This window comes from Arthrobacter sp. Y3223151 (assembly GCF_059091125.1).
The window spans coordinates 71,179-92,865 of sequence record NZ_JBNHGI010000007.1; the positions used below are offsets into that span (position 1 = coordinate 71,179).

The following is a 21,687-nucleotide window of genomic DNA, read 5'->3' on the forward strand; positions in this document are numbered from 1 at the left end:
GCAACTGGAGACCAGACCGCAATGGCCCGACCCGTGGACACGGCGACGGCGGAAGCCGCGTCGTCCGACAAGCAGCCCTGGCCGCTGTGGGAAGTATTCGTCCGCTCCTCGCGCGGGCTGTCCCACGTGCACGCCGGTTCGCTGCACGCCCCGGACGCCGAGATGGCCGTGCGCAACGCGCGGGATCTTTACACCAGGCGCAACGAAGGCATCTCGCTCTGGGTGGTGCCGGCGTCGGCCATCGTGGCCAGCGATCCTGACGCGAAGGGCGAATTCTTCGAATCGCCCAAGGGCAAGGATTACCGCCATGCCACGTACTACACCAAGAGCGAAGGGGTGAAGCACCTGTGAGCGGCGAAAGCGCCACCCGGATCACGCCGGGCAACGCCCTGCGCCCGGAGGACATCGCCGCGCAGGTGACCGAAGGCACCAAGGCCAGCCACGACGTCGGCGAGTACGCGTTGCGCCTCGGCGACGACGCCCTGATCCTGGCCCAGCGGCTGGGCTGGTGGATCTCCCGCGCACCCGAGCTGGAAGAGGACGTCGCGCTCGCCAACATCGCGCTGGACCAGATCGGCCACGCCCGGTCGTTCCTGACCTACGCCGGCTCCGCCTGGGGCAAGTCCGAAGACGACCTGGCCTACTGGCGCGGGGAGAACGAATTCCGCTCCAGCTACCTCGTCGAACAGCCCAACGGCGACTTCGGCAGGACCATCGCCCGCCAGTTGGTCATCGCCACCTACCAGCACGAGCTGTACTCGCGGCTGGTCGACTCCCAGGACGAGACCCTGGCGGCCATCGCGGCCAAGGCGCTGAAGGAAGTGGACTACCACCGCGACCACGCCGCCCAGTGGACGCTGCGCCTGGGCGACGGCACGGAAGAGTCGCACCGGCGCATCGCCGCCGGCTTCCTCTCCATCTGGCCGTACGTGGAGCAGCTGTTCCTGGACGATGAGCTGATCGACCGGCTGCCCGGCATCGCGGTGCGGCCCTCGGAACTGCGCGAAGGCTTCGACGCCTTCATCGCGGGAGTCTTCGCGGAGGCGACCCTGGAGGTCCCGGACGTCCAGCCCGCCATGACGGACAAGACCCGCGTCAAACACAGTGAACACCTGGGCTACCTGCTGGCTGAGATGCAGGTACTCGCCCGCGAACACCCCGGCGCCACCTGGTAACCAGGCCGGCCATCGGAGTAACGGAGCTATTCATGTCCACCAATACGGCCCAACGGCCGGCAGGAACCGAAGCGGCGCGCGTCTGGGACGTCGCGGCCACCGTCTGCGACCCGGAGATCCCCGTGCTGAGCATCGAGGACCTGGGCATCCTGCGGTCCGTGTCGGTGCTGGATGAAACGGACGACGGCGGGCGGCCGGCCGTCGAGGTGACCATCACCCCGACCTACTCCGGCTGCCCGGCCATGGACGCCATCCGCGACGACCTTGTCGCCGCGCTGGCGTCCGAGGGTTACGCCGACGTCCGGGTGAAGCAGGTGCTGGCCCCGGCCTGGACGACGGACTGGATGACCGCCGAAGGCAAGGCCAAGCTGAACGAGTACGGCATCGCCCCGCCGTCGGGCATGGCGCCGGTCCGCACCGGACCGGTCAGGCTGGGCCTGAGCGTCAAGTGCCCGCGCTGCGATTCCCTCAACACCCGCGAGCTGTCCCGCTACGGCTCCACGTCGTGCAAGGCGCTGTACCAGTGCAACGACTGCCATGAACCCTTCGACTACTTCAAGGTGCTCTAGATGACTACTTCCACCCCGGAGGCCACGGCCGTCAAGCGCCGCGCCACCTTCCACCCGCTGTCCGTCGCCGAGGTCCGCAAGCTCACGGACGAAGCCGTCGAGGTCACGTTCGAGGTGCCGGAGGAACTGCACGGCCAGTACGACTACGTGCCCGGCCAGTACGTGGCCCTGCGCACCACGCTCGAAGGCCAGGAAATCCGGCGCAGCTACTCCATCTGCGCCGAGCCGAAGCCGGGCGAAATCCGGGTGGCAATCAAACGCGACATCGGCGGACTGTTCTCGAACTGGGCCAACGACCACCTCAAGGCCGGGGACGTCCTGGACGTCATGAGCCCCACCGGCGCCTTCATCTCCAAGCACCAGATGACGGAGATCAACCACCCCGAACAGATCAATGCCGACGCCGGGGCCACCTTCGTGGCGTTCGCCGCCGGGTCCGGCATCACGCCGGTGATCTCGATCGCGCGGACCGTGCTGGCCGCCAGCGACAGCGTCCGGTTCGACCTGATCTACGCGAACAAGGCCGCCATGGACGTGATGTTCGTGGAGGAACTGGCCGACCTGAAGGACAAGTACCCCACCCGCTTCGCGCTGCACCACGTGCTCTCCCGCGAGCAGCGCATTTCGCCGCTGCTCTCCGGCCGGATCGACGCCGAGAAACTGACCAGCCTGTTCGACAACGTGCTGCGCACCGACGACGTCGACGAGTGGTTCCTCTGCGGCCCCTTCGAACTGGTGCAGCTGTGCCGCGACACCCTCGCCGAGCGCGGCGTGCCCGCCGACAAGATCCGCTTCGAGCTGTTCAGCACCGGCGAGCCGACCAAGCCGCAGGGCAACATCGGCCGGCCGGTGCAGCTCGACCCCAGCGCGGACAACTACGAGATCAACTTCAGGCTGGACGGGCTCTCCGGCAAGGTCGCCTCGCCCAAGCATGCCCGCGAGTCGGTGCTCAACGCCGCGCTGCGCGTCCGCCCGGACGTTCCCTTCGCCTGCGCCGGCGGGGTGTGCGGCACCTGCCGCGCCAAGGTGGTCTCCGGCACGTTCACCATGGAGGAGAACTACGCGCTGGAACCGGACGAGATCGAGCGCGGCTACGTGCTGACCTGCCAGACCCACCCGACCAGCGACGAAATCAGCGTCGACTACGACGCGTAAACACGCGGCGAGGGGCGGGCCACACCCGTCCCTCGCGCAGTCTCTCTTCGACAACCAGGCGCCCCTCAGGAGGATTCACGTATGAGCATGATTGAGCTGTCCATCGAGGACAACATCGCCGAAGTGGTGCTCAACGCGCCGGGCAAGATGAATGCGCTGGACGAGCAGGCGGTCAATGACCTGGGCAAGGCCTACGACGACGCCGCCGCCGCCGGCGTCCGTGCGCTGCTGCTCCGGGGCGAGGGCCGCGGATTCTGCGCCGGCCGCGACATCTCCGCGGTGGACCCGGCCACCGACGACGCCTACGGTTACCTGTCCGGCGTCGTCACCCCGGTGCTGCGGAAGATGGCGGAGTTCCCCGCGCCCACCTTCGCCGCCGCGCAAGGGGCGGCGCTCGGCGTCGGGCTCGGCCTGCTGATCGCCACCGATGTGGTGTACGTGGCCGACAGCGCCAAGATCGGCTCGCCGTTCGCCAACCTGGGGGCCACCCTGGACTCGGGCGGGCACTGGCTGTTCACCGAGCGGCTCGGCGCGCACCGCACCCTGGACCTGATCTACACCGCCGAGCTGATGAGCGGCGAGGAGGCGGTGAGGGCCGGGCTGTTCAGCCGGGCCATGCCGGCGGACGAACTGCTGGAGACCACCCGCGGCATCGTGGGCAAGGTTGCCCAGGGCGCCACCGGCGCGTTCCGGGCGTCCAAGGAACTGGTGGCGAACATCCGCGACCAGCGGCTGGGCCTGTGGCTGGCCACCGAAGAGGAAAACGCGGCGCAGGGCCGGCTGTGCAAGAGCGACGACTACGCCGAAGGCTTCAAGGCTTTCCAGGAGAAACGCCGGCCGGTCTTCAAGGGCTGACGCGCGGCCGCGGCGGCGCCGCGCGGTACCGGCCGCGCGGCCAGCCCGGTGCCGCGCGGTTAGCCTGAGCCCGCGCGGTGCAAGGGTAGGCTTCCACGCGAAGCCCGTTCGCGCCGTCGGGCTGCCGGCCTCTGCTCCAGGAGTCACATGAATGCCGCCCCGCCAGCCGTCACCACCGTCGCCTGCCCCGACCGGGACCTGATGGCCGCCCTGGAACCCCTGCCCGCGGGGATCCGCACCGTCTATTGGGATTTCGACGGCGACCCCGAGGGCGCCCGGCCCGAACAGATCGAGGCCGTGGTGCTGCCGTACCCGGACATGTCCGCGGCGGTCGCCGGCCTGCCGAAGCTGGCGAACCTGAAGCTGGTGCAGGCCCAAACCACCGGGGTCGACGGGATAGCCGCCGCCGTCGGACCGGACGTCGCCATCGCCAGCGCGGCCGGAGTACACGCCGCCGCGACCGCCGAACTCGCCGTCGGGCTCGTGCTTGCCTCCTTGCGCGGGATCGACGTCGCCGCGCGCGACCAGCCCGAGGGTCGGTGGCGCCACGTGCGGCGGCCGTCGCTGGCGGACCGCAAGGTGCTGCTCGTCGGCGTGGGCGGCATCGGCCGGGAAATCGCGCGCCGGCTGGAGCCCTTCGATGTGCAGCTGACCCGGGTGGGGACCCGCGCCCGGGACGACGGCGACGGCCATGTCCACGGCACCGACGAGTTGACCGAGCTGGCCGCGTCCCACGAGGTGCTGATCCTCATCACGCCCCTGACGGACGCCACCCGCGGGCTGATTGATGCGGCGGTACTGGCGGCCCTCCCGGACGGTGCGCTGGTGGTCAACGTCGCGCGCGGGGCGGTGGTCGACACGGCGGCCCTGACCGCGGAAGTCGTCTCCGGCCGGCTGAAGTGCGCGTTGGACGTCACCGATCCCGAACCGCTGCCGCCGGACCACCCGCTGTGGCGGGCCGCCAACGCGCTGATCACCCCGCACCTGGGCGGCGACACCACGGCGTTCGAACCGCGGATCGTCCGGCTCCTCAAGGATCAACTGGCGGCGGTCGCGGCCGGCCGGGCACCGCAGAACCTGGTGCAGCCGGGCCGCTTTCGGCCCTGAGTCCCCGAATGCCCCGCCCGTGGCCTGCCGAGGCGCCCGGGTCTGGACAACAGTCCCGGCCCGCGGGCAGGATGAAGGCGGCGCGTCGGGGGCGGTGTTACGCGCCGGGAGGGAAGACCCATGGGCATCATCGTGGCCAACATGTTCCTCACCCTTGACGGCGTGTACCAGTCGCCGGGCGCGGCCGACGAGGACCCGGAGGGCGGCTTCGACTACGGCGGCTGGCAGGCGCCGTTCTTCGACGAAGCATCCGGCGAGGCGATCGGGGCGGTCATCGACCGGATCGACGCGCTGCTGCTCGGGCGGAAGACCTACGACATCTTCGCGTCCTACTGGCCCCATGCCGGCGAGGACTCTCCGATCGCGGTGAAGTTCAACGCGGTGCCGAAGTATGTCGTGTCGACGACGCTCACCGAGCCTGCCTGGGCGGGCACGACCGCGTTGCATGATGCGATGGCGGCCGCCCACCTCCGCGAGCGGCACGACGAGGTGCACGTGTTCGGCAGCGGCGACCTGTTGCAGTCGCTGTTCACCGAGGACGTGGTCGGCCGCCTCAACCTCTTTCTGTATCCGCTCACGGTGGGCAGCGGGAAGCGGCTCTTCGGCCCCGGCACCATCCCGGCATCCTTCCGCCTCGCCGGCCCCGCCCGCACCTTCGAGAAGGGCGCGGTGGCCCTGGTGTATGAGCGTGCGGGCGAGGTCGAGACCGGCAACATGAACGAGGCCGCGGCGCCCCGGGCCGGGAACGGCGGCTGAGCGCCGGAGCCCGCCGGCACCCGGGGCCGGGACCCGCAGGCCGGCAGCGCCGTGCCCGCCGGCCGGTTCAGCGGGTGTCCAGGTCCTCGAACACCAGGAAGGTCTGGGTGTCGAGGATGCCGGGCATGGACTGGATCTGGTCAAAGATGACCCGGCGCAGGTCCACGTTGTCCACGGCACGGACCAGCAGGATGACATCGAAGTTCCCGCCGACCAGGGCGATGTGGTGCACCTCGGGAATGGCGCGCAGGGCCTCGCGCAGCTCGCGCCAGGAGTGCTGGCGCAGCTTCAGGGTCACGTAGGCGGAGGCCTTTAGTCCCGCCTTGATCGGGTCCACCAACGCCGTGAACTTGGTCAGCACGCCGGCCTCGGTCAGCCGCGCAATGCGCGAGTAGGCGTGCGCGCGGGAAATGTGCACGTTCTCGGCGACCGCGGTCACGGACAGCCGGCCGTCCCGGGTCAGCTCCGCCAGGATCCGGCGGTCGATCTCGTCCAGCTGCGGGACCTTTGCGGCGGCACCGTTGGCCATCTGTCTACACCTCGCGGGGTTATCCAGCTCACATTAACAATTCGTCTCCAAGAGTACGGCCAGACAGGCAAATAATCCACGTTTTCCCGCATAAGTGGATACGAAAAGTAGCCGAATCCATACTAAAGCTACACAGTTTCTTCACCAGAGCCGCCCGCGCCGTGCGGGGCGGCAGGCAACGGCGCCCGCCGACCAAGGATTCGAGGGAGACACCATGACCATCTCAACCGGTAACCCGATCGAGGGATCGATGTCCGACCCGTCCGGCCGCCCCGGCATGGATGATCAGGTCACCGCCGAGGCCTACATGCTGCCCTCCGAGGAGCCCGTGCAACTGGTGGACCCGGACGGCCGGCACGTACACAACGACAAGTACCCGCTGCCCGACGGCGAAGCCCTGCTGGGCGCCTACCGCGAACTGGTGGTCGGCCGCCGCGTCAACGACCAGGCCAACGCCCTGGTCCGCCAGGGCAGGCTGGCGGTCTACCCGTCGTCGCACGGGCAGGAGGCCTGCCAGGTGGCGGCGGCCCTGTGCCTGGACCGGGACGACTGGCTGTTCCCGACGTACCGCGACACCGTCGCCGTGATCGCCAAGGGCGTCGACCCGGTGCAGACCCTGACCCTGCTGCAGGGCGACTGGCACGGCGGCTACGACCCCTACGAGCACAAGGTGTCGATCCAGGCCACGCCGCTGGCCACCCAGCTGCTGCACGCCGTCGGCGTCGCCCACGCCGCCAAACTCAAGGGCGAGGACACCGTCGTCGTCGCGCTGTGCGGTGACGGGGCCACCAGCGAGGGCGACTTCCACGAGGCGCTGAACTTCGCCGCCGTGTTCCACCTCCCGGTGGTGTTCTTCGTGCAGAACAACCAGTACGCCATCTCCGTCCCGCTGAACAAGCAAACGGTGGCGCCGTCGCTGGCGCACAAGGCCATCGGCTACGGCATGCCGGGCGAGCGCGTGGACGGCAACGACACCGCCGCGTTGCTGTCCGTGCTCGGCAAGGCCGTGAACCGCGCCCGCGACGGCGGCGGCCCCGCCCTGGTCGAGGCGCACACGTACCGGATGCAGTCGCACACCAACGCCGACGACGCCACCCGCTACCGCACCGACGACGAAGTGGCCGAGTGGGCGCCGAAGGACCCGCTGGTGCGCCTGCGGGCGTACCTCAAGGAGCTGCACCTCCTGGACGAGGCACTCGAAGAGGAGATCGCCGAGCGGGCGGAAACCGTGGCCGCGCAGATGCGCGACGGACTCAATGCCGAGACCGACGTGGACCCGGAGGACCTGTTCCGCTTCGTCTACACCGAAAAGACCAGCCAGCTGCGCGAGCAGGCCGCCATGCTCCGCGACGAGCTCTCGCGCGAGTCGGCCTGAGCGCCGCCGCCGACCAAAGGACACACCATGAGCACAACAATGACGTTCGCCAAGGCGTTGAACACGGCCCTGGCCGACGAGATGGAAGCCGACCGCTCCGTCGTCGTCTTCGGTGAAGACGTGGGCCCGCTGGGCGGCGTTTTCCGCATCACCGACGGCCTCACTAAGCGGTTCGGCGAGGAGCGCTGCTTCGACACCCCGCTGGCCGAATCCGGCATCATGGGCATGGCGATCGGCATGGCGATGAACGGACTCCGCCCGGTGGTGGAGATGCAGTTCGACGCGTTCGCCTACCCGGCGTTCGAGCAGGTGGTCTCGCACGTGGCCAAGATGCCCAACCGGACCCGCGGCAGGGTCAAGCTGCCGATGGTCATCCGGATTCCGTATGCCGGCGGCATCGGGGGAGTGGAGCACCACTGCGACTCCTCGGAGTCCTACTACGCGCACACGCCGGGCCTGACCGTGGTGGCGCCGGCCACGGTGGAGGACGCCTACACCATGCTCCGCGAGGCCATCCGCTTCCCGGATCCGGTGGTGTTCCTGGAGCCGAAGAAGCTCTACTTTTCCAAGGAGCAGCTGGATCTAGAAGCGCTGCAGTCGCAGTGGGGGACCCCGGCGCTGGATCGGGCCGACGGACCCGAGCCGACGGCTGCGTCCGCCGACTCCAGCATCGGCCGCGCCGTCGTCGCCCGCGAGGGAACCGACGCCACGCTGATCACGTACGGCCCGTCCGTGCCCACCGTCATGCAGGCCGCCGCGGCCGCCGCCGAGGAGGGGCGCTCGCTGGAGGTGATCGATATCCGGTCGATCGTGCCGTTCGACGATGAAACCGTGATGGCGTCGGTGCGCAAAACCGGCCGCGCCGTGGTCGTTGCCGAAGCCCCCGGCTTCGCGTCCGTCGCCTCCGAGATCGTGGCGCGGGTGCAGGAGCGCTGCTTCCACTCGCTGGCCGCCCCGGTGCTGCGCGTGACCGGCTTCGATATTCCGTATCCCGCGCCGAAGCTGGAGCGGCACTACCTGCCCAGCGTGGACCGCATCCTGGACGCGGTGGATGAACTTCAGTGGGAGGACGCGTAGCCATGTCGCGACAGGTATTCAAACTGCCCGACCTCGGCGAGGGCCTGACCGAGGCCGAACTGGTCAACTGGCTGGTCAAGGTCGGCGACGAGATCCGCGTGGACCAGCCGGTCGCCGAAGTAGAGACCGCCAAGTCCATGGTGGAGGTGCCCAGCCCGTTCGCGGGGACCGTCGCGGTGCTGCACGGGGCGGCCGGCGACACCCTGGACGTGGGCAAGCCCCTCATCTCCGTGGACGCTCCGGGCTACGTGCACGACGACGGCGCCACGGCTGCCGCGCCGCAGGCACCCCGGGCGGGGGAGGCTGCCGCCGCGGTCGCGGCGGGAGACGCTCCGGACCCGGACCGCGCCGGGGCAGGCGCCGCCCATCCCGACGGCGAGGCCTACCGGAGGGAGGAGCGCGCCGGGATCCAGGAGCCTGCGGAGTCCGGGTCGGGCAACGTGCTGATCGGCTACGGCACACCCGGCGGGTCGGCGGGGTCCAAGCGCACCCGCAAACCAAAGACCGGCCGGGTTGCCGTGGCGACCCTCCCGAAGGCCGCCCCGGCGGTAGCTCCGGTGACCGCGGCAACTCAGGAGGAACCCGTGCCGGCCGGCGGCGGCCGGGCCCCGCTGGTCATCTCGCCCCTGGTCCGCAAGCTGGCCCGCGACGCGGGTCTCCGCTTGACCGACATCACCGGCACCGGCCCGGACGGCATGGTGCTGCGCAAGGACGTGGAGGCCGCGCTGGCCGGAGCCCCAGCCCCCGCCACGGCGCTGGCCGGAGCCGCGGCCCCCGCCACCGGCGTTGCCGGAGCACCGGCGGAGGGTCGCACGGCGGGCGCCGTCGGCACCGACGCCCGTACTGGCCTGGGCATCGCAACCCGCACCCCGATGAAGGGCGTGCGGAAGACCGTGGCCCAGGCGATGTCGCGCAGCCGCAGCGAAATCCCCGAGGCCACCGTCTGGGTGGACGTGGACGCCACCGCCCTGCTGCAGATGCGCGCCGACCTCAAGCGCCGCGATCCGGAGAACACCCCGGGGCTGCTGGCCTTTATTGCCCGGTTCGTGCTGGCCGGCCTGGCCAAATATCCGGAGTTGAACACCCGGATGGAAGGCGAGGAGATCGTCGGCTTCGACGGCGTGAACCTTGGCTTCGCCGCCCAGACCGACCGCGGGCTGATGGTGCCCAGCGTGCGCAACGCCGACAAGCTCAGCGCCCGGCAGCTGGATACCGAGATCAGGCGGCTCACCGCCGTCGCCCGCGACGGCAAGGCCACGCCCGCCGAGCTGACCAGCGGCACGTTTACGCTGAACAACTATGGCGTCTTCGGCGTGGACGGCAGCGCTGCCATCATTAACTACCCGGAGGTGGCGATCCTCGGCGTCGGCCGGATTATTGACAAGCCGTGGGTGGTGGACGGGCAGCTGGCGGTCCGGAAGGTGACCGAACTGGTGCTGGCCTTCGACCACCGCGTCTGCGACGGCGGCACGGCGGGCGGCTTCCTGCGCTACGTGGCGGACGCGATCGAAAACCCCGGCAGCGTCCTCGCGGACCTGTAGCACCTTCCCGCCGGCCGGCGCCCGACCGGCCGGCGGCAGCCCGAAATTATCCCTAGCTGGCCCGTCCCCGCCGGCGCTACCCTTAGGGCATGGTCACTCTGCCAGAGGCGTACAAAAAGTACCTCTCCCGCCTGTCTGCACACCATGCCGAGGCGCTGCGGCCGGTGTTCCTCGAGTCGGCTGCCGAGGGGGAACACGGCGTGATGGTCCGTGGCATGGGCTCCAAGCATGTGCAGGCCTACGTCGACGACTCCGTGCCGTTCGGCGAGGTGCGCGAGGTGCTTCGCTCCGTCCACGAACTCTAGCGCGGGACGCTCGTCAGGAGGCCGCAGCCAGTTGGCCGCGGCCTGGTGGCTCGGTGTGTCGGAGGGGTTAGCGCGGTACCGTGGCAGGATCAGGCTGCGCCGTCCGCGCGGCCGGTGTTCGACGCGACGGAGGGTGACGGCCCGGATGAGCGATGCCGCCCGATCAGAGGACAAGGCCGGGGAGCCGGTGGACCAGGCCGGGGAGCCGGCGGAATGCGTGCAGGTGGCACCCGGCAATTACGTGATCAGGACCCGGGAGTATCTGTTGAACTCCGGGCTGGTCGTCGGCAGGAACAAGGCCTTGGTGGTGGATACCGGTGCCGGGCCGCGGCAGGCACGGCGGATTTACGCGGCCGTACGCGCGCTGACCAAGCTGCCGCTCGTCGTCGTGAACACGCATTTCCACTATGACCACGTCTTTGGCAACGCCTACTTCGCGGCCCAGGGCGTGCAGGACTTTTACGCCCACCGCAATTGCGCGCACGACGTCGCAGAGAACGGCGTGCTCCAGCGTGAGGCTGTCGGGGAAACGGAACCCGAAATGGCGGCCGGCGACGGGGAGCATACCGGGATCAAGATGCCCAACAAGCTGGTGGACACGGAGACCACCGTCGACCTGGGCGAGGTCAGCGTCAAACTCTTTCATCTGGGCCGCGGCCACACCGACGGCGACCTGCTGGTCGGTTCGCCCACCACGCTTTTTGCCGGCGATCTGGTGGAGCAGGGCGCCCCGCCCGCCTTCGAAGATTCCTACCCGCGAGACTGGGTGGAAACGCTGCGCCGGATTTCCGGGCTGCGGCACGAGTACGACGTGCTGGTGCCCGGCCACGGCCAGACCGTCAGCGACGCCTTCGTGAAGAACATGTGCGAAACCATGACCCTGGCCGTCCGGATGGGTGAACAGGCCAGCCGCGACACTCCCGCGGACTCCACCAAGGCCATCCCGATCCTGCCCTACGGGCCGGTGCAGTCCCGCGCCCTGCTGCAGCGCCTCACCGCCAACCGCTAGGGGAGCGGCGGCGGAGGAGCGGCGGCGACGGGGAGCGGCGGCCGCAGAGCGGCGCCGGGTGCGGCGGCGCGCTGCGTCGGAAAGGGGGCGTCAGCCCAGTTCCAGCCGCATGAGGACGCGCGGGAACCCGTTCACCACCGAGTCGGTGTCTGCCGCCTTCGTGAAGCCGGCCTGTTCGAAGAGCTTGCGGGTGCCGACGTAGGCCATGGTCAGGTCGACCTTCTTGCCCGCGTTGTCGACCGGGTAGCCCTCAATGGCGGGGGCTCCGTGCCGGCGTGCAAGGTCGACGGCGCCGGCGAGCAAATCATGCGAGATCCCCTTGCCGCGATGCCCCGGACGCACCCGGATGCACCACGCCGACCACACATCGACGTCGTCCACGTGCGGGATCTTTCGGTTGCGCGCGAAGGCCGTGTCCGCCCGGGGATGCACGGCGGCCCAGCCGACCACCTCGTCGCCGTCGTAGGCGAGTACCCCCGGCGGCGGGTCCTGCCCGCACAAGCGCTCGACGAGGGCCCCTCGAGCCTCGCCCCGCAGCGAGGCGTTGTCTTTCGACGGAAGGCGGTAGCTGAGGCACCAGCAGACGTTCGCATCGGCGCGCTTTGGCCCCAGCACGGCTTTCACATCGCCGAAAACCGTTGCCGGACGCACCTCGATGGCCATGGAGTCACTTTGCCACCGCCATCCTGTGCTGGCAATGCTCCGGGGCCGGCCGCCGGCAATGCTCCAAGGCTGACCGTTGGCTATGCTCCAAGCCCGGCCGCCGCTGCCGTTCCCGCGCGTGACCTAAAGTCGGCGCGACTGGAGGCCGAACAACCAGGTCAGGAGGGCGCTGAGCAGCATCCCGGTGCCGGTGATCAGGCCCATGCCCGCCCAGAAAAACAACGGGAGCCTGCCGGTGCCGGGGACAGGTGCGGCGCCGGCCTGTTGCGCGAGCAGGTATAGTCCCGCGGCGGCGCCGATGCCCAGCACGGCCAGCAGCCAGCACAGCCGCGGCCACCAGGCGGACGCCGCCCAAAAGCTGCCGTAGCCGGACCAGATGTTCCAATCGCTGCCGCGCCGCAGCACGACCGGGCCGGCGGCCAGCACCCAAAAGCCGGCCACCAAAAAAGCGGCCACCACGTCTGCCGGGCGGTGCCAGCCGTTGATCAAGGTAGCGGCACCGGCCAGCACGGCATACAAACCACCCGCGGCCGCGGCGAACGGCCGCCAGCGGGGCGAGGCCACCAGGAAGATGGCCAGGGCGGCAGCCGTGGCGATGGTGGTGTGCCCCGACGGCAGCGAATTGTGTTCCAGCGTGGGCACGCCGCGGTCGGGCCGGTCCAGAATAAGGTTCTTCAGAATCCACGTGGTCGCCGCCGACGCCGCGACCACCCCGACGCCGACCACCGCCGGCCCCCACCGGCGTCGTACCAAGGCCGCCACCAGCAGCACCACGGCCGCCACGGCGACGGAGATATCCGGCAGCAGGTCCAAAAAGTCCAGGAAAACGCCGCGGCCCAGCCGCCAGCCGGAGTCCGCCTCCGCCCAGGCCGATTCGTCGGCGAACTGCCCGGTGGTGGTGCGGACGAAGGCGTAGTAGTTCAGCACAAAAGCCCCCGCGCACAGCAGTGCTCCCAGCCAGAACAGGGCAGGAGCGTGGGCCGCCGGACGGCTGGAGGCGGGCCGGGAGCGGACACGGGAACGCTGCGGAGTCATCGATTCTAGGGTCGCACACAATGCTGACAGCTTCCGGGAAGGGCGCCCGCCGTACAGTTGGAGGTGATGACACCGCACCAGATTCCCGATGTTCCCGGGCTTTCCGACCGGCCGGAGCTCCCGGACCTCGCCGACCTGCTCGCCACCGCACGCGTGGTGTCGCTGCCGATGAAGGTCCGCTTCCGCGGCGTGATGCACCGCGAGGTGCTGCTGTTGCAGGGCCCGGCCGGCTGGGCGGAGTTCTCGCCCTTTCTTGAGTACGACGACGACGAAGCCGCCGCGTGGCTGGCGGCCGCGGTGGAGGCGGGCTGGCGGGGTTTCCCGGCGCCGGTCCGGGACAGCGTCCCGGTCAACGCCACGGTGCCCGCGGTGGCGCCGGCGGAGGTACCCGGGGTGCTGGCCCGCTACGACGGCGCGCAGACGGTGAAGATCAAGGTTGCCGAAACCGGACAGGAGATCGACCAGGACGTGGCCCGCGTCGCGGCGGTGCGTGCCGCAGCCCCGCACGCTGCGCTCCGGGTCGACGCCAACGGCGGCTGGGACGTGCCCGCGGCGGTGGAGGCGTTGACCCGGTTGGCCGGATATTCGCTGGAGTACGCCGAGCAGCCGGTCGCCGACATCGCCGGGCTGCGCGCCGTGCGGACCGAACTGAGGCGGCGCGGCATCGCCACCCCCATTGCGGCCGACGAAAGCGTGCGCAAGGCCGCCGACCCCCTGCGGGTGGCCCGCGAAGACGCAGCCGACCTGATCGTGGTCAAGGTGCAGCCCCTCGGGGGCGTACGGCGGGCGCTGGAAATCGTCGCCCAAGCCGGGCTCCCCGCCGTCGTCAGTTCCGCCCTGGACTCCTCCGTGGGGATCCGTGCCGGCGTGGCCCTGGCGGCGGCGCTGCCGGAACTTCCGTATGCCTGCGGACTGGCAACGGTGTCCCTGATGGACGCGGACGTTGCGGCGGAACCGCTGGTGCCGGTGGCCGGCAGCCTCCCGGTGCGCGACGTAGTGCCCGACCCTGACCTGCTGGACCGTCTTGCTGCGCCCGAGGATCGGCGGCAGTGGTGGCTGGAACGGCTGGCGCGGACGTACCGGCTGCTGGAGCGGTGATTTAGGGGCGGGGAACGGCCGCCGGCGCGGAGCTCGACGGCCGGGGACGTGCCGAACGAGCAGGGATGGCAGCGCCATGGACCTCGCCTGCGGGCCCGCTGGAACTGTGAAGCGCCTGTGCGACGACTGGGTAGAAGTGTCCGAGCCCGGACGTGCTTCGGGCTGCGGGAAGCAGCCCCTACAGCAAGCTCAGGAGCCGAGGCTCGGTTACGCATGCCCTGCCGCTCGAGGCTGCATCCGCGGCTCAATCGTGCAGTGGGCTCTGTCTGGCCTTGCCGATTCCCCGCACCGCTGGCATGAGAACGAGGCCCTCAAACTGTCGGAGGCAGTCGGTAGCGTGTGGATATGGAGGGCAAGGGCGACGAGCTTCGGTTCCCGGTTCCGGGACAGGGACTAGTAATGGACCTTGGTGTGCCCTCGCGTCCGGACAGTTCCCTGCTGGAAGCGCTGCTGCAGCACGTGGTGGCAGAAGCGTTGCTCCGGCGCTATGGCATCGGCTCTGATCGCGCCGGACTAATTGCGGCGGCCGCTGACCTTGGTGCCCCTAGCACGGTCGACTCCGCCAGCTCTGCAGAGATTCCTTCGCCACCGGAAGCCACCGATGGCGGGCAGCCAGCCATGTCCGAGGACGCTGAAAGCATGCCCGTGGTGCCCGAGGGCGGGGTGGGGGTGCCTGCCGTGCTGGCCGGTTTGTTGGCGGTGGTGGAGCCGACGGAACTGGATGACGTGCAGACCATGGATTATCTTTTGGCTGCGGCGCGGGTGGAGGCGTGGGTGCAGTCCTGCCGGGTCAAGGCGTTGGACCGCTTCGCCCGGCTGCGTCCAGGGATGGGCGGGGACCGGGATCCGGAAGGCTTTTCCCGCTTCGCGCACCAGGAGATCTCGGCGCATCTGTGCACCGGGGACGCCGCGGCCCGGGCCATGCTGGCCGACGCCCGGCAGATCTGCACGCACCTGCCGGGCACTCTCGAGGCGATGGGCCGCGGCGACCTCGACTTGCCGCGCGCGAAGGCGCTGGCCCGCGGCTGCGCGGACCTGCCGTCCGAATGCCTGCAGGATTTCGAGGCAGCGGTGCTGCCCGGCGCCGGGGACGTCACCCTGGATACGGTCCGCTCCCGGGCCCGGCGGATGCGGGACCGCCTCCACCCGGAATCCCTGGCCCAACGGCACCGGCGGGCGAACGAGTCCCGCGACGTGCAGCTGACCGACCAGGACGACGGGATGGCCGAGTTGTGGATCCGGACCAGCGCGGACAAAGCGCATCTGGTCTTCGACCGGATCCAGGCCACAGCCCGCTCCCTCCAAGGCCCGGACGAGGCCAGGACCCTGCCCCAACTACGCGCCGACGTGTTCTCTGACCTCATGCTCCCCGGCCGCACCTGCCCGGCCGCCGCGGCGGACACGGAGGCAGCGGGCTACACGGGGCAGGCAGCGCGAGCCGCGGCACAGCCCGCCGGCAGCGGCGGTCACTGCGGCGGCGGTGACTGCGGCGGTGACTGCGGCGGTGCATCCGGGGCCGGGACCGTCTCAGTCCCAAGTCCGACACCCGCGGACGCAACGGCTACCCGGGCCGCACCCGGCGGCGGTGACTGTGGTGGTGCGGGACCGGGGATGCTGGTCACGGTGTCCCTGACCACGCTGCTGGGACTGAGCGAGGAGCCCGGAGACTTGGCCGGGCACGGCCCGATCCCGGCAGACATGGGACGGGAACTGGCGCAGCTGGCCAGGTCCTGGCTGCCGGTACTCACCGACGACCACGGCCAGGCAATCGCAGCCGCCCGGAAACTGCGGACTCCGCCCGACTGGCTCAAACGCCTGGTCCGTGTCCGGGACCGGCACTGCCGCTTCCCCGGCTGCCGCCGCGCCGCCAGATACTGCGAGATCGACCACATCCAAGGGTGGGACGACGGCGGGCCAACCGTGCCGGAAAACCTGCAGTGCCTGTGCAGCGCCCACCACGCGGCGAAGACCGCCGGGCACATCCGGGCCGAGGCCGGCCCACACGGTCAGATCACCTGGACGACGCGCACCGGCCACCGCAAGACCACCCACCCGGACGAGGGCTGGGACACCCTCCTGCCCCGGAAGAATGAAAAGGAAGCGGCAACCACCGGCGAAAACGAAGAGAATACCGACGGCGCAAAAGGAGCAACCGGAGACGCAGCCACCCGCGACGCCATCGACCGCGGCGACCAACCACCAAAACGTACGCTCGGCGGCATCGAACTGCCCGACGACAACACCGACCCCGGTGGCCAAGCAACACCAAAACGTACCTTCGGCGGCATCGAACTGCCCGATGACAGCACCGACCCCGACGCACCACCCCCATTCTGACGCCGGCGCTGCACTGCGCCTGGACGCTTCTGCGGTGACACTTCTGACGCCGAGGCCAGCCGTGAAGAAACTCGTAGCCTCGCCCTGGAAGAACGCGAAGCCTCGCGGTCCCGGCCCAGCCCGGCAAGGTGTTTTGCCTGTCGTTGGCCAAAAATTCACCACTGCTCGGCCTGCCGGTCGACTTCGATCAGCACACTGGAGGACGATCCCACAGTTCAATGCAGAAGGTGAAAACGTGACCGATACCAAGAAGCGCTACCTGCCGATGCTGGGCCATGTGTCCGGAAAACGCAGCGCCGTGACCTGCGCGCTCAAGTGCGACAACGCCTGCGCCAAGGGCGTCTGCAACACCTCGGACAACAACTACTTCCGGGACATCGTTTCCGCCGAATACTCCCGCCGCCGGATGATGGGGTTGGGCGGCGCCGGCGCGCTGGCGCTGATGTTCGGCGGCGGGGCTGCCGCGGAGGCGCAGGTCGGGCTGGCCCCGGCCGCCAAAGCCGGCCGCGGACCCGGCAACCGCAGCAAGCTGAAGTTCGACGGCATCAAGGCCGTGCCGAACAACGTGGACGACGTCGTGGTGCCCAAGGGCTACAACTGGGATCCGGTGATCCGCTGGGGAGACCCCCTGTTCCACGACAGCGCTGAGTTCGATCCGGAGAACCAGACCAAGGAGTCCCAGTCGGGCCAGTTCGGCTACAACAACGACTACCTGGACATCATCGAGATCCCGGGCAGCAACGGCAAGCGCGCGGTCCTGTTCGCCAACCACGAGTACACCAACGAGGGCATCATGTTCCCGCCGGACATGCCCGTCGAACGCCAGCGCGAGGTAGCCATGGCCGCGCACGGGCTGTCCGTCGTGGAACTGGAGCGCAAGGGCAAGGGCCAGCCGTGGACCTACGTCCGCGGGGCCAGGCTGAACCGACGCTTCCTGATGGACACCGAATACGAACTGACCGGACCGGCTGCCGGCTCCGAGCTGCTGAAGACGCAGGCCGATCCCACCGGCCGCATCGTGCTGGGAACGCAGAACAACTGCGCCGGCGGCACCACCCCGTGGGGGACGGTGCTCTCGGGCGAAGAGAACTTCAACCAGTACTTCAAGGTCTCGGCCCCGACCGCCGAGCAGCGCCGCTACGGCCTGACCAGCGCCAACCCGTCGCGCGGCTGGCACATCCCGGAGCCGCGCTTCGACACCGACCGGCCCGAGGGCCGGAACGAAGACAACCGGTTCGGCTGGATCGTCGAGGTGGACCCGTTCGATCCCACCTCCACCCCGCGCAAGCACACCGCCCTGGGACGGTTCAAACACGAGGGCGCCAACGTGACCATCGCCGCCTCCGGCCACGCGGTGTCCTACTCCGGCGACGACGAGCGCTTCGACTACCTGTACAAGTTCGTCTCCAAGGGCACCTACCGCGAGGGCGACAAGAAGCACAACATGACCCTGCTGACCGAGGGCGACCTCTATGTGGCCAGCTTCAAGGGCAATTCCCCGCAGAACCAGATCGACGGCTCCGGCGTGCTGCCCTCCGACGGCGCGTTCGACGGCACCGGACACTGGATCCAGCTGACCCGCGACGGCCAGTCGCTGGTGCCGGGAATGCGCATCGACCAGGTGCTGGTGTACACGCGGCTCGCCGCCGACGCCATGGGTGCCACCAAGATGGACCGCCCGGAGGACGTGGAGATCAACCCGGCGACCGGCAAGATCTACATGGCCTGCACCAACAACACCGCCCGTACCCGCGCGCAGGTGGACGAGCCGAACCCGCGGGCCAACAACAGGCACGGCCACATCGTGGAAATGACCGAGATCGGCGACCAGACCTCCACCGAGTTCACCTGGCAGCTGATCCTGGTGGCGGGCGATCCGGCGGTGGACGATTCGGTCTACTTCAGCGGCTACCCGGCCGACCAGGTGCAGCCGATCTCCTGCCCCGACAATCTTGCCTTCGATTCGGCCGGAAACCTGTGGGTCTCCACCGACGGGCAGCCCGGCACCATCCAGCGCAATGACGCACTCTTCCGCGTCACGCTGGAAGGACAGGAACGCGGCAAGGTGGAGCAGTTCATGGCCGTCCCGATTGATGCCGAGACCTGCGGCCCGCTGATCCACGACGACGACGGGATGGTGTTCGTCGCCGTACAGCACCCGGGCGAGGACGGCAGCTGGGGAGCCCAGCGCTCGCTGTTCCCGGACTACGTCGGTGACGGGCGCCGCGCCAAGCCGGGCGACGCCGCGCTGCCCCGGCCGGCCGTGATCCAGATGTTCAAGGGCAAGAACGGGCACCTCAAGCGCTAGCCCGGCCATGCCGAGGAAGGCAGGCGGCCGCGTCCCTCGGGGCGCGGCCGTCTGCTTACCATGAGGGGGTGACTGCGCAGCTGAGCTCGATGGATACCGCCCGACTGGCCGTGAAGGCCTTGGTCTGGGGCGGAGTGCGCGACGTCGTCATCGCGCCGGGCTCGCGCAGCGCCCCGCTGGCGTATGCGCTCGCCGAGGCCGAAACACACGGCGACCTGCGGCTGCACGTGCGCATCGATGAGCGGGGCGCGGCGTTTACCGCGCTCGGGCTCTCGCTGGGCTCGCTGCGCCCGGTTCCGGTCGTCACAACCTCCGGAACGGCGGTGGGCGAGCTGTTGCCCGCGGTGATGGAAGCCAATCACGCCGGCGTGGAGCTGGTGGTGCTCTCCGCCGACCGCCCGGCCGAAATGCGCGGCACCGGTGCCAACCAAACCACGGTGCAGCACGGATTGTTCGGCATCCACGTGCGCTCGGCCGTGGACATCCCGGCCGGTGACGACCCGACGGACGCCATCCGCACCAGCCTCCTCCACGCGAAGGGCATCCAGCCGGCCCCGGCGGCCGCGCCGGCCGCGCCGGCCGACCTGCTCTCGCTGGCGGCCACGCCGTCGGCGGCGAACGCCGCAGCGACGGCGGCCGAAACGGCGGTGCACCCGGGTGCGGTCGGTCCCGTGCACATAAATCTCGCGTTCCGCGACCCGCTGTTCCCGGATACGGATACGGATACGGATGCGGATACGGCTACGGATAGGGCCACTGATCACGCCACGGCGCCGGTGCGGGCAACGGACGACGGCGGTGCCCCGGCACCCGCGGCGACGACACTTGGTGCCGCGGCACCGGCGGCGACGGCACGGGACCGGGCCGCCGCCTGGCCCGCGGGCCAGACGGAACCGCCGATCCACGGGACCGAGGAACGCCGCACCGTGGTCGTGGCCGGACACGGTGCGGGAGCCAGGGCCGAAGCCTTCGCGCGTGCACACGGGCTGCCGCTGCTGGCCGAACCGTCCTCCAACGCGAGGTTCGGCCCCAACGCCATCGGCCCCTACCGCCTGCTGCTGGGCCACCTCGGGACGCAGATCGAACGGGCCGTGGTCTTCGGCCGCCCGACGCTCTCGCGGCCGGTGTCTGCCCTGCTGGCACGGGAGGACGTCCAGGCCGCGCTCTTCCAGCCGGACCCGGTCCCTTGGTACGAGCCCGGGCGCCGCCGCGAACGGGTGATTTCCGTGCCGGCGGACCTGTCGATCTTCTCCGGCCAGGGGCCCGGCGCGTGGCTACGGCTCTGGCGGGAGGCCGCCGATGCGGCCGATGCGGCCCTGATTAAACGCCTGGACGCCGAACCGGAGCTGACGGGCCTGCGGGTCGCACGGTCGGTCTGGCTCCATACCCGCGGCCGGCTGGTGCTTGGTTCGTCCAACCCGATCCGCGACGTGGACCTGGCCGGAACGCCCATCGACATCCCGGACGCTTTCGTGCACGCCAACCGAGGGGTGGCCGGCATCGATGGCACGGTGGCGACGGCCGCGGGCATCGCGCTGGGAGCACGAACCGGAACCCGGGCGCTCATGGGCGACCTGACCTTCCTGCACGACGCCGGATCGCTGCTGCTCGGACCCGGGGAGCCCGAACCCGACCTGCAGATCGTGGTGGTCAACGATTCCGGCGGTGGGATCTTCTCGACCCTGGAACACGGAAAGGTGGGGGAGCATGCGGCGTTCACGTCCGCCGTCGAACGCCTCTTCGGCACCCCGCACCGCGTGGACCTCGCCTCGCTGGCGGCGGGCTACGGGGTCCGGCACCGGCTGGTCAAGGACGCGGACGAACTGGACGCCGTCCTCTCCGAGCCGGTGGCCGGGCGGAGCGTGGTGGAGGTCCGCACCGACCGAAGCCGGCTGCGGGTCGTGCACGCGGAAGTGGCGGCCGCCGTCGCGACCGCCACTGCCCGTTTGTTGGGGTGAGCTGCTCAATTTGCTGGGCTGAGCCTGCCCCAGTTAGCTGGGGCGACTCTGCCCAGATTGCTGGGGTGAGCCCGCTCAGAGGACCTTCGAGAGGAACGCCTTGGTGCGTTCGTGCTGCGGGTTGGCCAGCACGTCCTCGGGCTTGCCCTGCTCCACCACCACGCCGCCGTCCATGAAGACCACGCGGTCACCCACCTCGCGGGCGAAGCCCATCTCGTGCGTGACCACCATCATGGTCATGCCCTCATCGGCCAGCTTGCGCATGACCTCGAGCACGTCGCCGACCAGTTCGGGGTCCAGCGCCGAGGTGGGCTCGTCGAAGAGCATCATGTCCGGGTTCATGGACAGCGCGCGCGCAATGGCCACCCGCTGCTGCTGCCCGCCGGAGAGCTGGGCGGGGTAGGCGTTCTCGCGGTTTGCCAGCCCCACCTTCTCCAGGTTCTTCCGGGCGACTTCCATGGCTTCGGCCTTGCCGCGCTTCTTGGCCCGGCGCTGCGCCAGGGTGAGGTTGTCCAAAACGTTCAGGTGCGGGAACAGGTTGAACTGCTGGAACACCATGCCGATCCGGGTGCGGACCCGGTCCAAGTCCGTTTCCGGGTCGGTGATGTCCACGCCTTCCACCAGGACGGTGCCGCTGGTGGGCTCCTCGAGCCGGTTCACGCAGCGCAGCAGGGTGGACTTGCCGGAGCCCGAGGGCCCGATCACGCAGACCACTTCGCCCTGGTTCACGTGGAAGTCGATGCCCTTGAGGACCTCGTTGTTGCCGAAGTTCTTGCAGAGGTCCTTGACCTCTATGGCCGGCCTGTCGTGGCGCAGCGATTCTTCAGTCATGGGG

At 69.8% G+C, this 21,687-nt stretch carries 20 protein-coding genes; 16 read left to right on the plus strand and 4 right to left on the minus strand.

The genetic code is table 11. The annotated features are described in order from the left end of the window. Positions 1–21: 21 nt before the first annotated feature. The 7 genes from paaB to AC5RUP_RS11350 all read left to right on the plus strand — a co-directional run bounded on the left by paaB (position 22) and on the right by AC5RUP_RS11350 (position 5,617). Positions 22–351, plus strand: a complete 330-nt coding sequence (gene paaB, locus AC5RUP_RS11320; RefSeq protein WP_494092855.1) for a 1,2-phenylacetyl-CoA epoxidase subunit PaaB — start codon at positions 22–24, stop codon at positions 349–351. Then, a complete protein-coding gene (gene paaC / locus AC5RUP_RS11325) occupies positions 348–1,175 on the plus strand; it encodes a 1,2-phenylacetyl-CoA epoxidase subunit PaaC (RefSeq protein WP_494153601.1) in 828 nt (275 codons plus the stop codon). Before paaB ends, paaC begins: the two co-directional genes overlap by 4 nt. A gap of 32 nt (positions 1,176–1,207) precedes the next feature. After that, positions 1,208–1,744: a 1,2-phenylacetyl-CoA epoxidase subunit PaaD gene (gene paaD / locus AC5RUP_RS11330; RefSeq protein WP_494153602.1), complete on the plus strand. Its 537-nt coding sequence runs from the start codon at positions 1,208–1,210 to the stop codon at positions 1,742–1,744. Continuing rightward, positions 1,745–2,899, plus strand: a complete 1,155-nt coding sequence (gene paaE, locus AC5RUP_RS11335) for a 1,2-phenylacetyl-CoA epoxidase subunit PaaE (protein ID WP_494064842.1) — start codon at positions 1,745–1,747, stop codon at positions 2,897–2,899. It begins immediately after the preceding gene. Positions 2,900–2,986: 87 nt separating this feature from the next. After that, the gene (locus tag AC5RUP_RS11340) at positions 2,987–3,754 is read left to right on the plus strand and encodes an enoyl-CoA hydratase/isomerase family protein (RefSeq protein ID WP_494065495.1); all 768 of its coding nucleotides are present in this window, start codon (positions 2,987–2,989) and stop codon (positions 3,752–3,754) included. A gap of 147 nt (positions 3,755–3,901) precedes the next feature. After that, positions 3,902–4,861 (plus strand): 2-hydroxyacid dehydrogenase, encoded by a 960-nt coding sequence (locus tag AC5RUP_RS11345; RefSeq protein WP_494158556.1) that lies wholly within the window; start codon positions 3,902–3,904, stop codon positions 4,859–4,861. Between the two features lie 120 nt (positions 4,862–4,981). Beyond that, the gene (locus tag AC5RUP_RS11350; protein ID WP_494155219.1) at positions 4,982–5,617 is read left to right on the plus strand and encodes a dihydrofolate reductase family protein; all 636 of its coding nucleotides are present in this window, start codon (positions 4,982–4,984) and stop codon (positions 5,615–5,617) included. Between the two features lie 67 nt (positions 5,618–5,684). Here AC5RUP_RS11350 and AC5RUP_RS11355 read toward each other — a convergent pair whose 3' ends face one another. After that, positions 5,685–6,146 carry an Lrp/AsnC family transcriptional regulator gene (locus AC5RUP_RS11355; protein WP_493978019.1) on the minus strand — a complete coding sequence of 154 codons (462 nt, stop codon included), beginning with the start codon at positions 6,144–6,146 and terminating at the stop codon, positions 5,685–5,687. Between the two features lie 214 nt (positions 6,147–6,360). Between AC5RUP_RS11355 and pdhA the strand changes: the two genes are divergently transcribed. From pdhA to AC5RUP_RS11380, 5 genes are all read left to right on the plus strand, one after another. Next, positions 6,361–7,521 carry a pyruvate dehydrogenase (acetyl-transferring) E1 component subunit alpha gene (gene pdhA / locus AC5RUP_RS11360; protein WP_494154855.1) on the plus strand — a complete coding sequence of 387 codons (1,161 nt, stop codon included), beginning with the start codon at positions 6,361–6,363 and terminating at the stop codon, positions 7,519–7,521. A 27-nt stretch (positions 7,522–7,548) separates the two neighbouring features. After that, a complete protein-coding gene (locus AC5RUP_RS11365; protein WP_494154856.1) occupies positions 7,549–8,598 on the plus strand; it encodes an alpha-ketoacid dehydrogenase subunit beta in 1,050 nt (349 codons plus the stop codon). A 2-nt stretch (positions 8,599–8,600) separates the two neighbouring features. Then, a complete protein-coding gene (locus AC5RUP_RS11370) occupies positions 8,601–10,139 on the plus strand; it encodes a dihydrolipoamide acetyltransferase family protein (protein WP_494158557.1) in 1,539 nt (512 codons plus the stop codon). Between the two features lie 89 nt (positions 10,140–10,228). Further along, positions 10,229–10,444 (plus strand): hypothetical protein, encoded by a 216-nt coding sequence (locus AC5RUP_RS11375; protein WP_494000602.1) that lies wholly within the window; start codon positions 10,229–10,231, stop codon positions 10,442–10,444. Between the two features lie 145 nt (positions 10,445–10,589). Beyond that, entirely contained in the window at positions 10,590–11,453 is an 864-nt protein-coding gene (locus AC5RUP_RS11380; protein ID WP_494132185.1) for an MBL fold metallo-hydrolase, read from the plus strand. A gap of 90 nt (positions 11,454–11,543) precedes the next feature. On the opposite strand, the gene AC5RUP_RS11385 is transcribed toward AC5RUP_RS11380, so the two are convergent. Further along, a complete protein-coding gene (locus tag AC5RUP_RS11385) occupies positions 11,544–12,116 on the minus strand; it encodes a GNAT family N-acetyltransferase (RefSeq protein ID WP_494154834.1) in 573 nt (190 codons plus the stop codon). A 123-nt stretch (positions 12,117–12,239) separates the two neighbouring features. Further along, positions 12,240–13,151, minus strand: coding sequence for a phosphatase PAP2 family protein (locus tag AC5RUP_RS11390; protein ID WP_494064834.1), 912 nt, complete (start codon positions 13,149–13,151; stop codon positions 12,240–12,242). A gap of 66 nt (positions 13,152–13,217) precedes the next feature. Between AC5RUP_RS11390 and AC5RUP_RS11395 the strand changes: the two genes are divergently transcribed. The 4 genes from AC5RUP_RS11395 (at position 13,218) to menD (ending at position 20,852) form a co-directional block, all read left to right on the plus strand. Then, entirely contained in the window at positions 13,218–14,249 is a 1,032-nt protein-coding gene (locus AC5RUP_RS11395; RefSeq protein WP_494154835.1) for an o-succinylbenzoate synthase, read from the plus strand. Between the two features lie 345 nt (positions 14,250–14,594). Further along, positions 14,595–16,586 (plus strand): HNH endonuclease signature motif containing protein, encoded by a 1,992-nt coding sequence (locus AC5RUP_RS11400; protein ID WP_494158558.1) that lies wholly within the window; start codon positions 14,595–14,597, stop codon positions 16,584–16,586. Between the two features lie 265 nt (positions 16,587–16,851). Next, complete coding sequence (locus AC5RUP_RS11405; RefSeq protein ID WP_494154817.1) at positions 16,852–18,894, plus strand: PhoX family protein; 2,043 nt, start codon at positions 16,852–16,854, stop codon at positions 18,892–18,894. An 89-nt stretch (positions 18,895–18,983) separates the two neighbouring features. Beyond that, positions 18,984–20,852, plus strand: a complete 1,869-nt coding sequence (gene menD, locus AC5RUP_RS11410; RefSeq protein WP_494158579.1) for a 2-succinyl-5-enolpyruvyl-6-hydroxy-3-cyclohexene-1-carboxylate synthase — start codon at positions 18,984–18,986, stop codon at positions 20,850–20,852. A gap of 75 nt (positions 20,853–20,927) precedes the next feature. Here menD and AC5RUP_RS11415 read toward each other — a convergent pair whose 3' ends face one another. After that, entirely contained in the window at positions 20,928–21,683 is a 756-nt protein-coding gene (locus AC5RUP_RS11415) for an amino acid ABC transporter ATP-binding protein (RefSeq protein WP_494000594.1), read from the minus strand. Positions 21,684–21,687 lie beyond the last annotated feature (4 nt).

Excerpts from the sequence above, each read along its gene's own strand:
- AC5RUP_RS11385 (WP_494154834.1), bottom strand. The coding sequence starts at position 12,116 with ATGGCCATCGAGGTGCGTCCGGCAACGGTTTTCGGCGATGTGAAAGCC.
- menD (WP_494158579.1), top strand. The coding sequence starts at position 18,984 with ATGGATACCGCCCGACTGGCCGTGAAGGCCTTGGTCTGGGGCGGAGTG.
- AC5RUP_RS11340 (WP_494065495.1), top strand. The coding sequence starts at position 2,987 with ATGATTGAGCTGTCCATCGAGGACAACATCGCCGAAGTGGTGCTCAAC.
- paaB (WP_494092855.1), top strand. The coding sequence starts at position 22 with ATGGCCCGACCCGTGGACACGGCGACGGCGGAAGCCGCGTCGTCCGAC.
- AC5RUP_RS11390 (WP_494064834.1), bottom strand. The coding sequence starts at position 13,151 with ATGACTCCGCAGCGTTCCCGTGTCCGCTCCCGGCCCGCCTCCAGCCGT.
- paaE (WP_494064842.1), top strand. The coding sequence starts at position 1,745 with ATGACTACTTCCACCCCGGAGGCCACGGCCGTCAAGCGCCGCGCCACC.
- AC5RUP_RS11370 (WP_494158557.1), top strand. The coding sequence starts at position 8,601 with ATGTCGCGACAGGTATTCAAACTGCCCGACCTCGGCGAGGGCCTGACC.
- AC5RUP_RS11365 (WP_494154856.1), top strand. The coding sequence starts at position 7,549 with ATGAGCACAACAATGACGTTCGCCAAGGCGTTGAACACGGCCCTGGCC.
- paaD (WP_494153602.1), top strand. The coding sequence starts at position 1,208 with ATGTCCACCAATACGGCCCAACGGCCGGCAGGAACCGAAGCGGCGCGC.
- AC5RUP_RS11355 (WP_493978019.1), bottom strand. The coding sequence starts at position 6,146 with ATGGCCAACGGTGCCGCCGCAAAGGTCCCGCAGCTGGACGAGATCGAC.
- AC5RUP_RS11345 (WP_494158556.1), top strand. The coding sequence starts at position 3,902 with ATGAATGCCGCCCCGCCAGCCGTCACCACCGTCGCCTGCCCCGACCGG.
- AC5RUP_RS11415 (WP_494000594.1), bottom strand. The coding sequence starts at position 21,683 with ATGACTGAAGAATCGCTGCGCCACGACAGGCCGGCCATAGAGGTCAAG.
- AC5RUP_RS11375 (WP_494000602.1), top strand. The coding sequence starts at position 10,229 with ATGGTCACTCTGCCAGAGGCGTACAAAAAGTACCTCTCCCGCCTGTCT.
- pdhA (WP_494154855.1), top strand. The coding sequence starts at position 6,361 with ATGACCATCTCAACCGGTAACCCGATCGAGGGATCGATGTCCGACCCG.
- AC5RUP_RS11380 (WP_494132185.1), top strand. The coding sequence starts at position 10,590 with ATGAGCGATGCCGCCCGATCAGAGGACAAGGCCGGGGAGCCGGTGGAC.
- AC5RUP_RS11405 (WP_494154817.1), top strand. The coding sequence starts at position 16,852 with ATGCTGGGCCATGTGTCCGGAAAACGCAGCGCCGTGACCTGCGCGCTC.
- AC5RUP_RS11395 (WP_494154835.1), top strand. The coding sequence starts at position 13,218 with ATGACACCGCACCAGATTCCCGATGTTCCCGGGCTTTCCGACCGGCCG.
- AC5RUP_RS11400 (WP_494158558.1), top strand. The coding sequence starts at position 14,595 with ATGGAGGGCAAGGGCGACGAGCTTCGGTTCCCGGTTCCGGGACAGGGA.
- AC5RUP_RS11350 (WP_494155219.1), top strand. The coding sequence starts at position 4,982 with ATGGGCATCATCGTGGCCAACATGTTCCTCACCCTTGACGGCGTGTAC.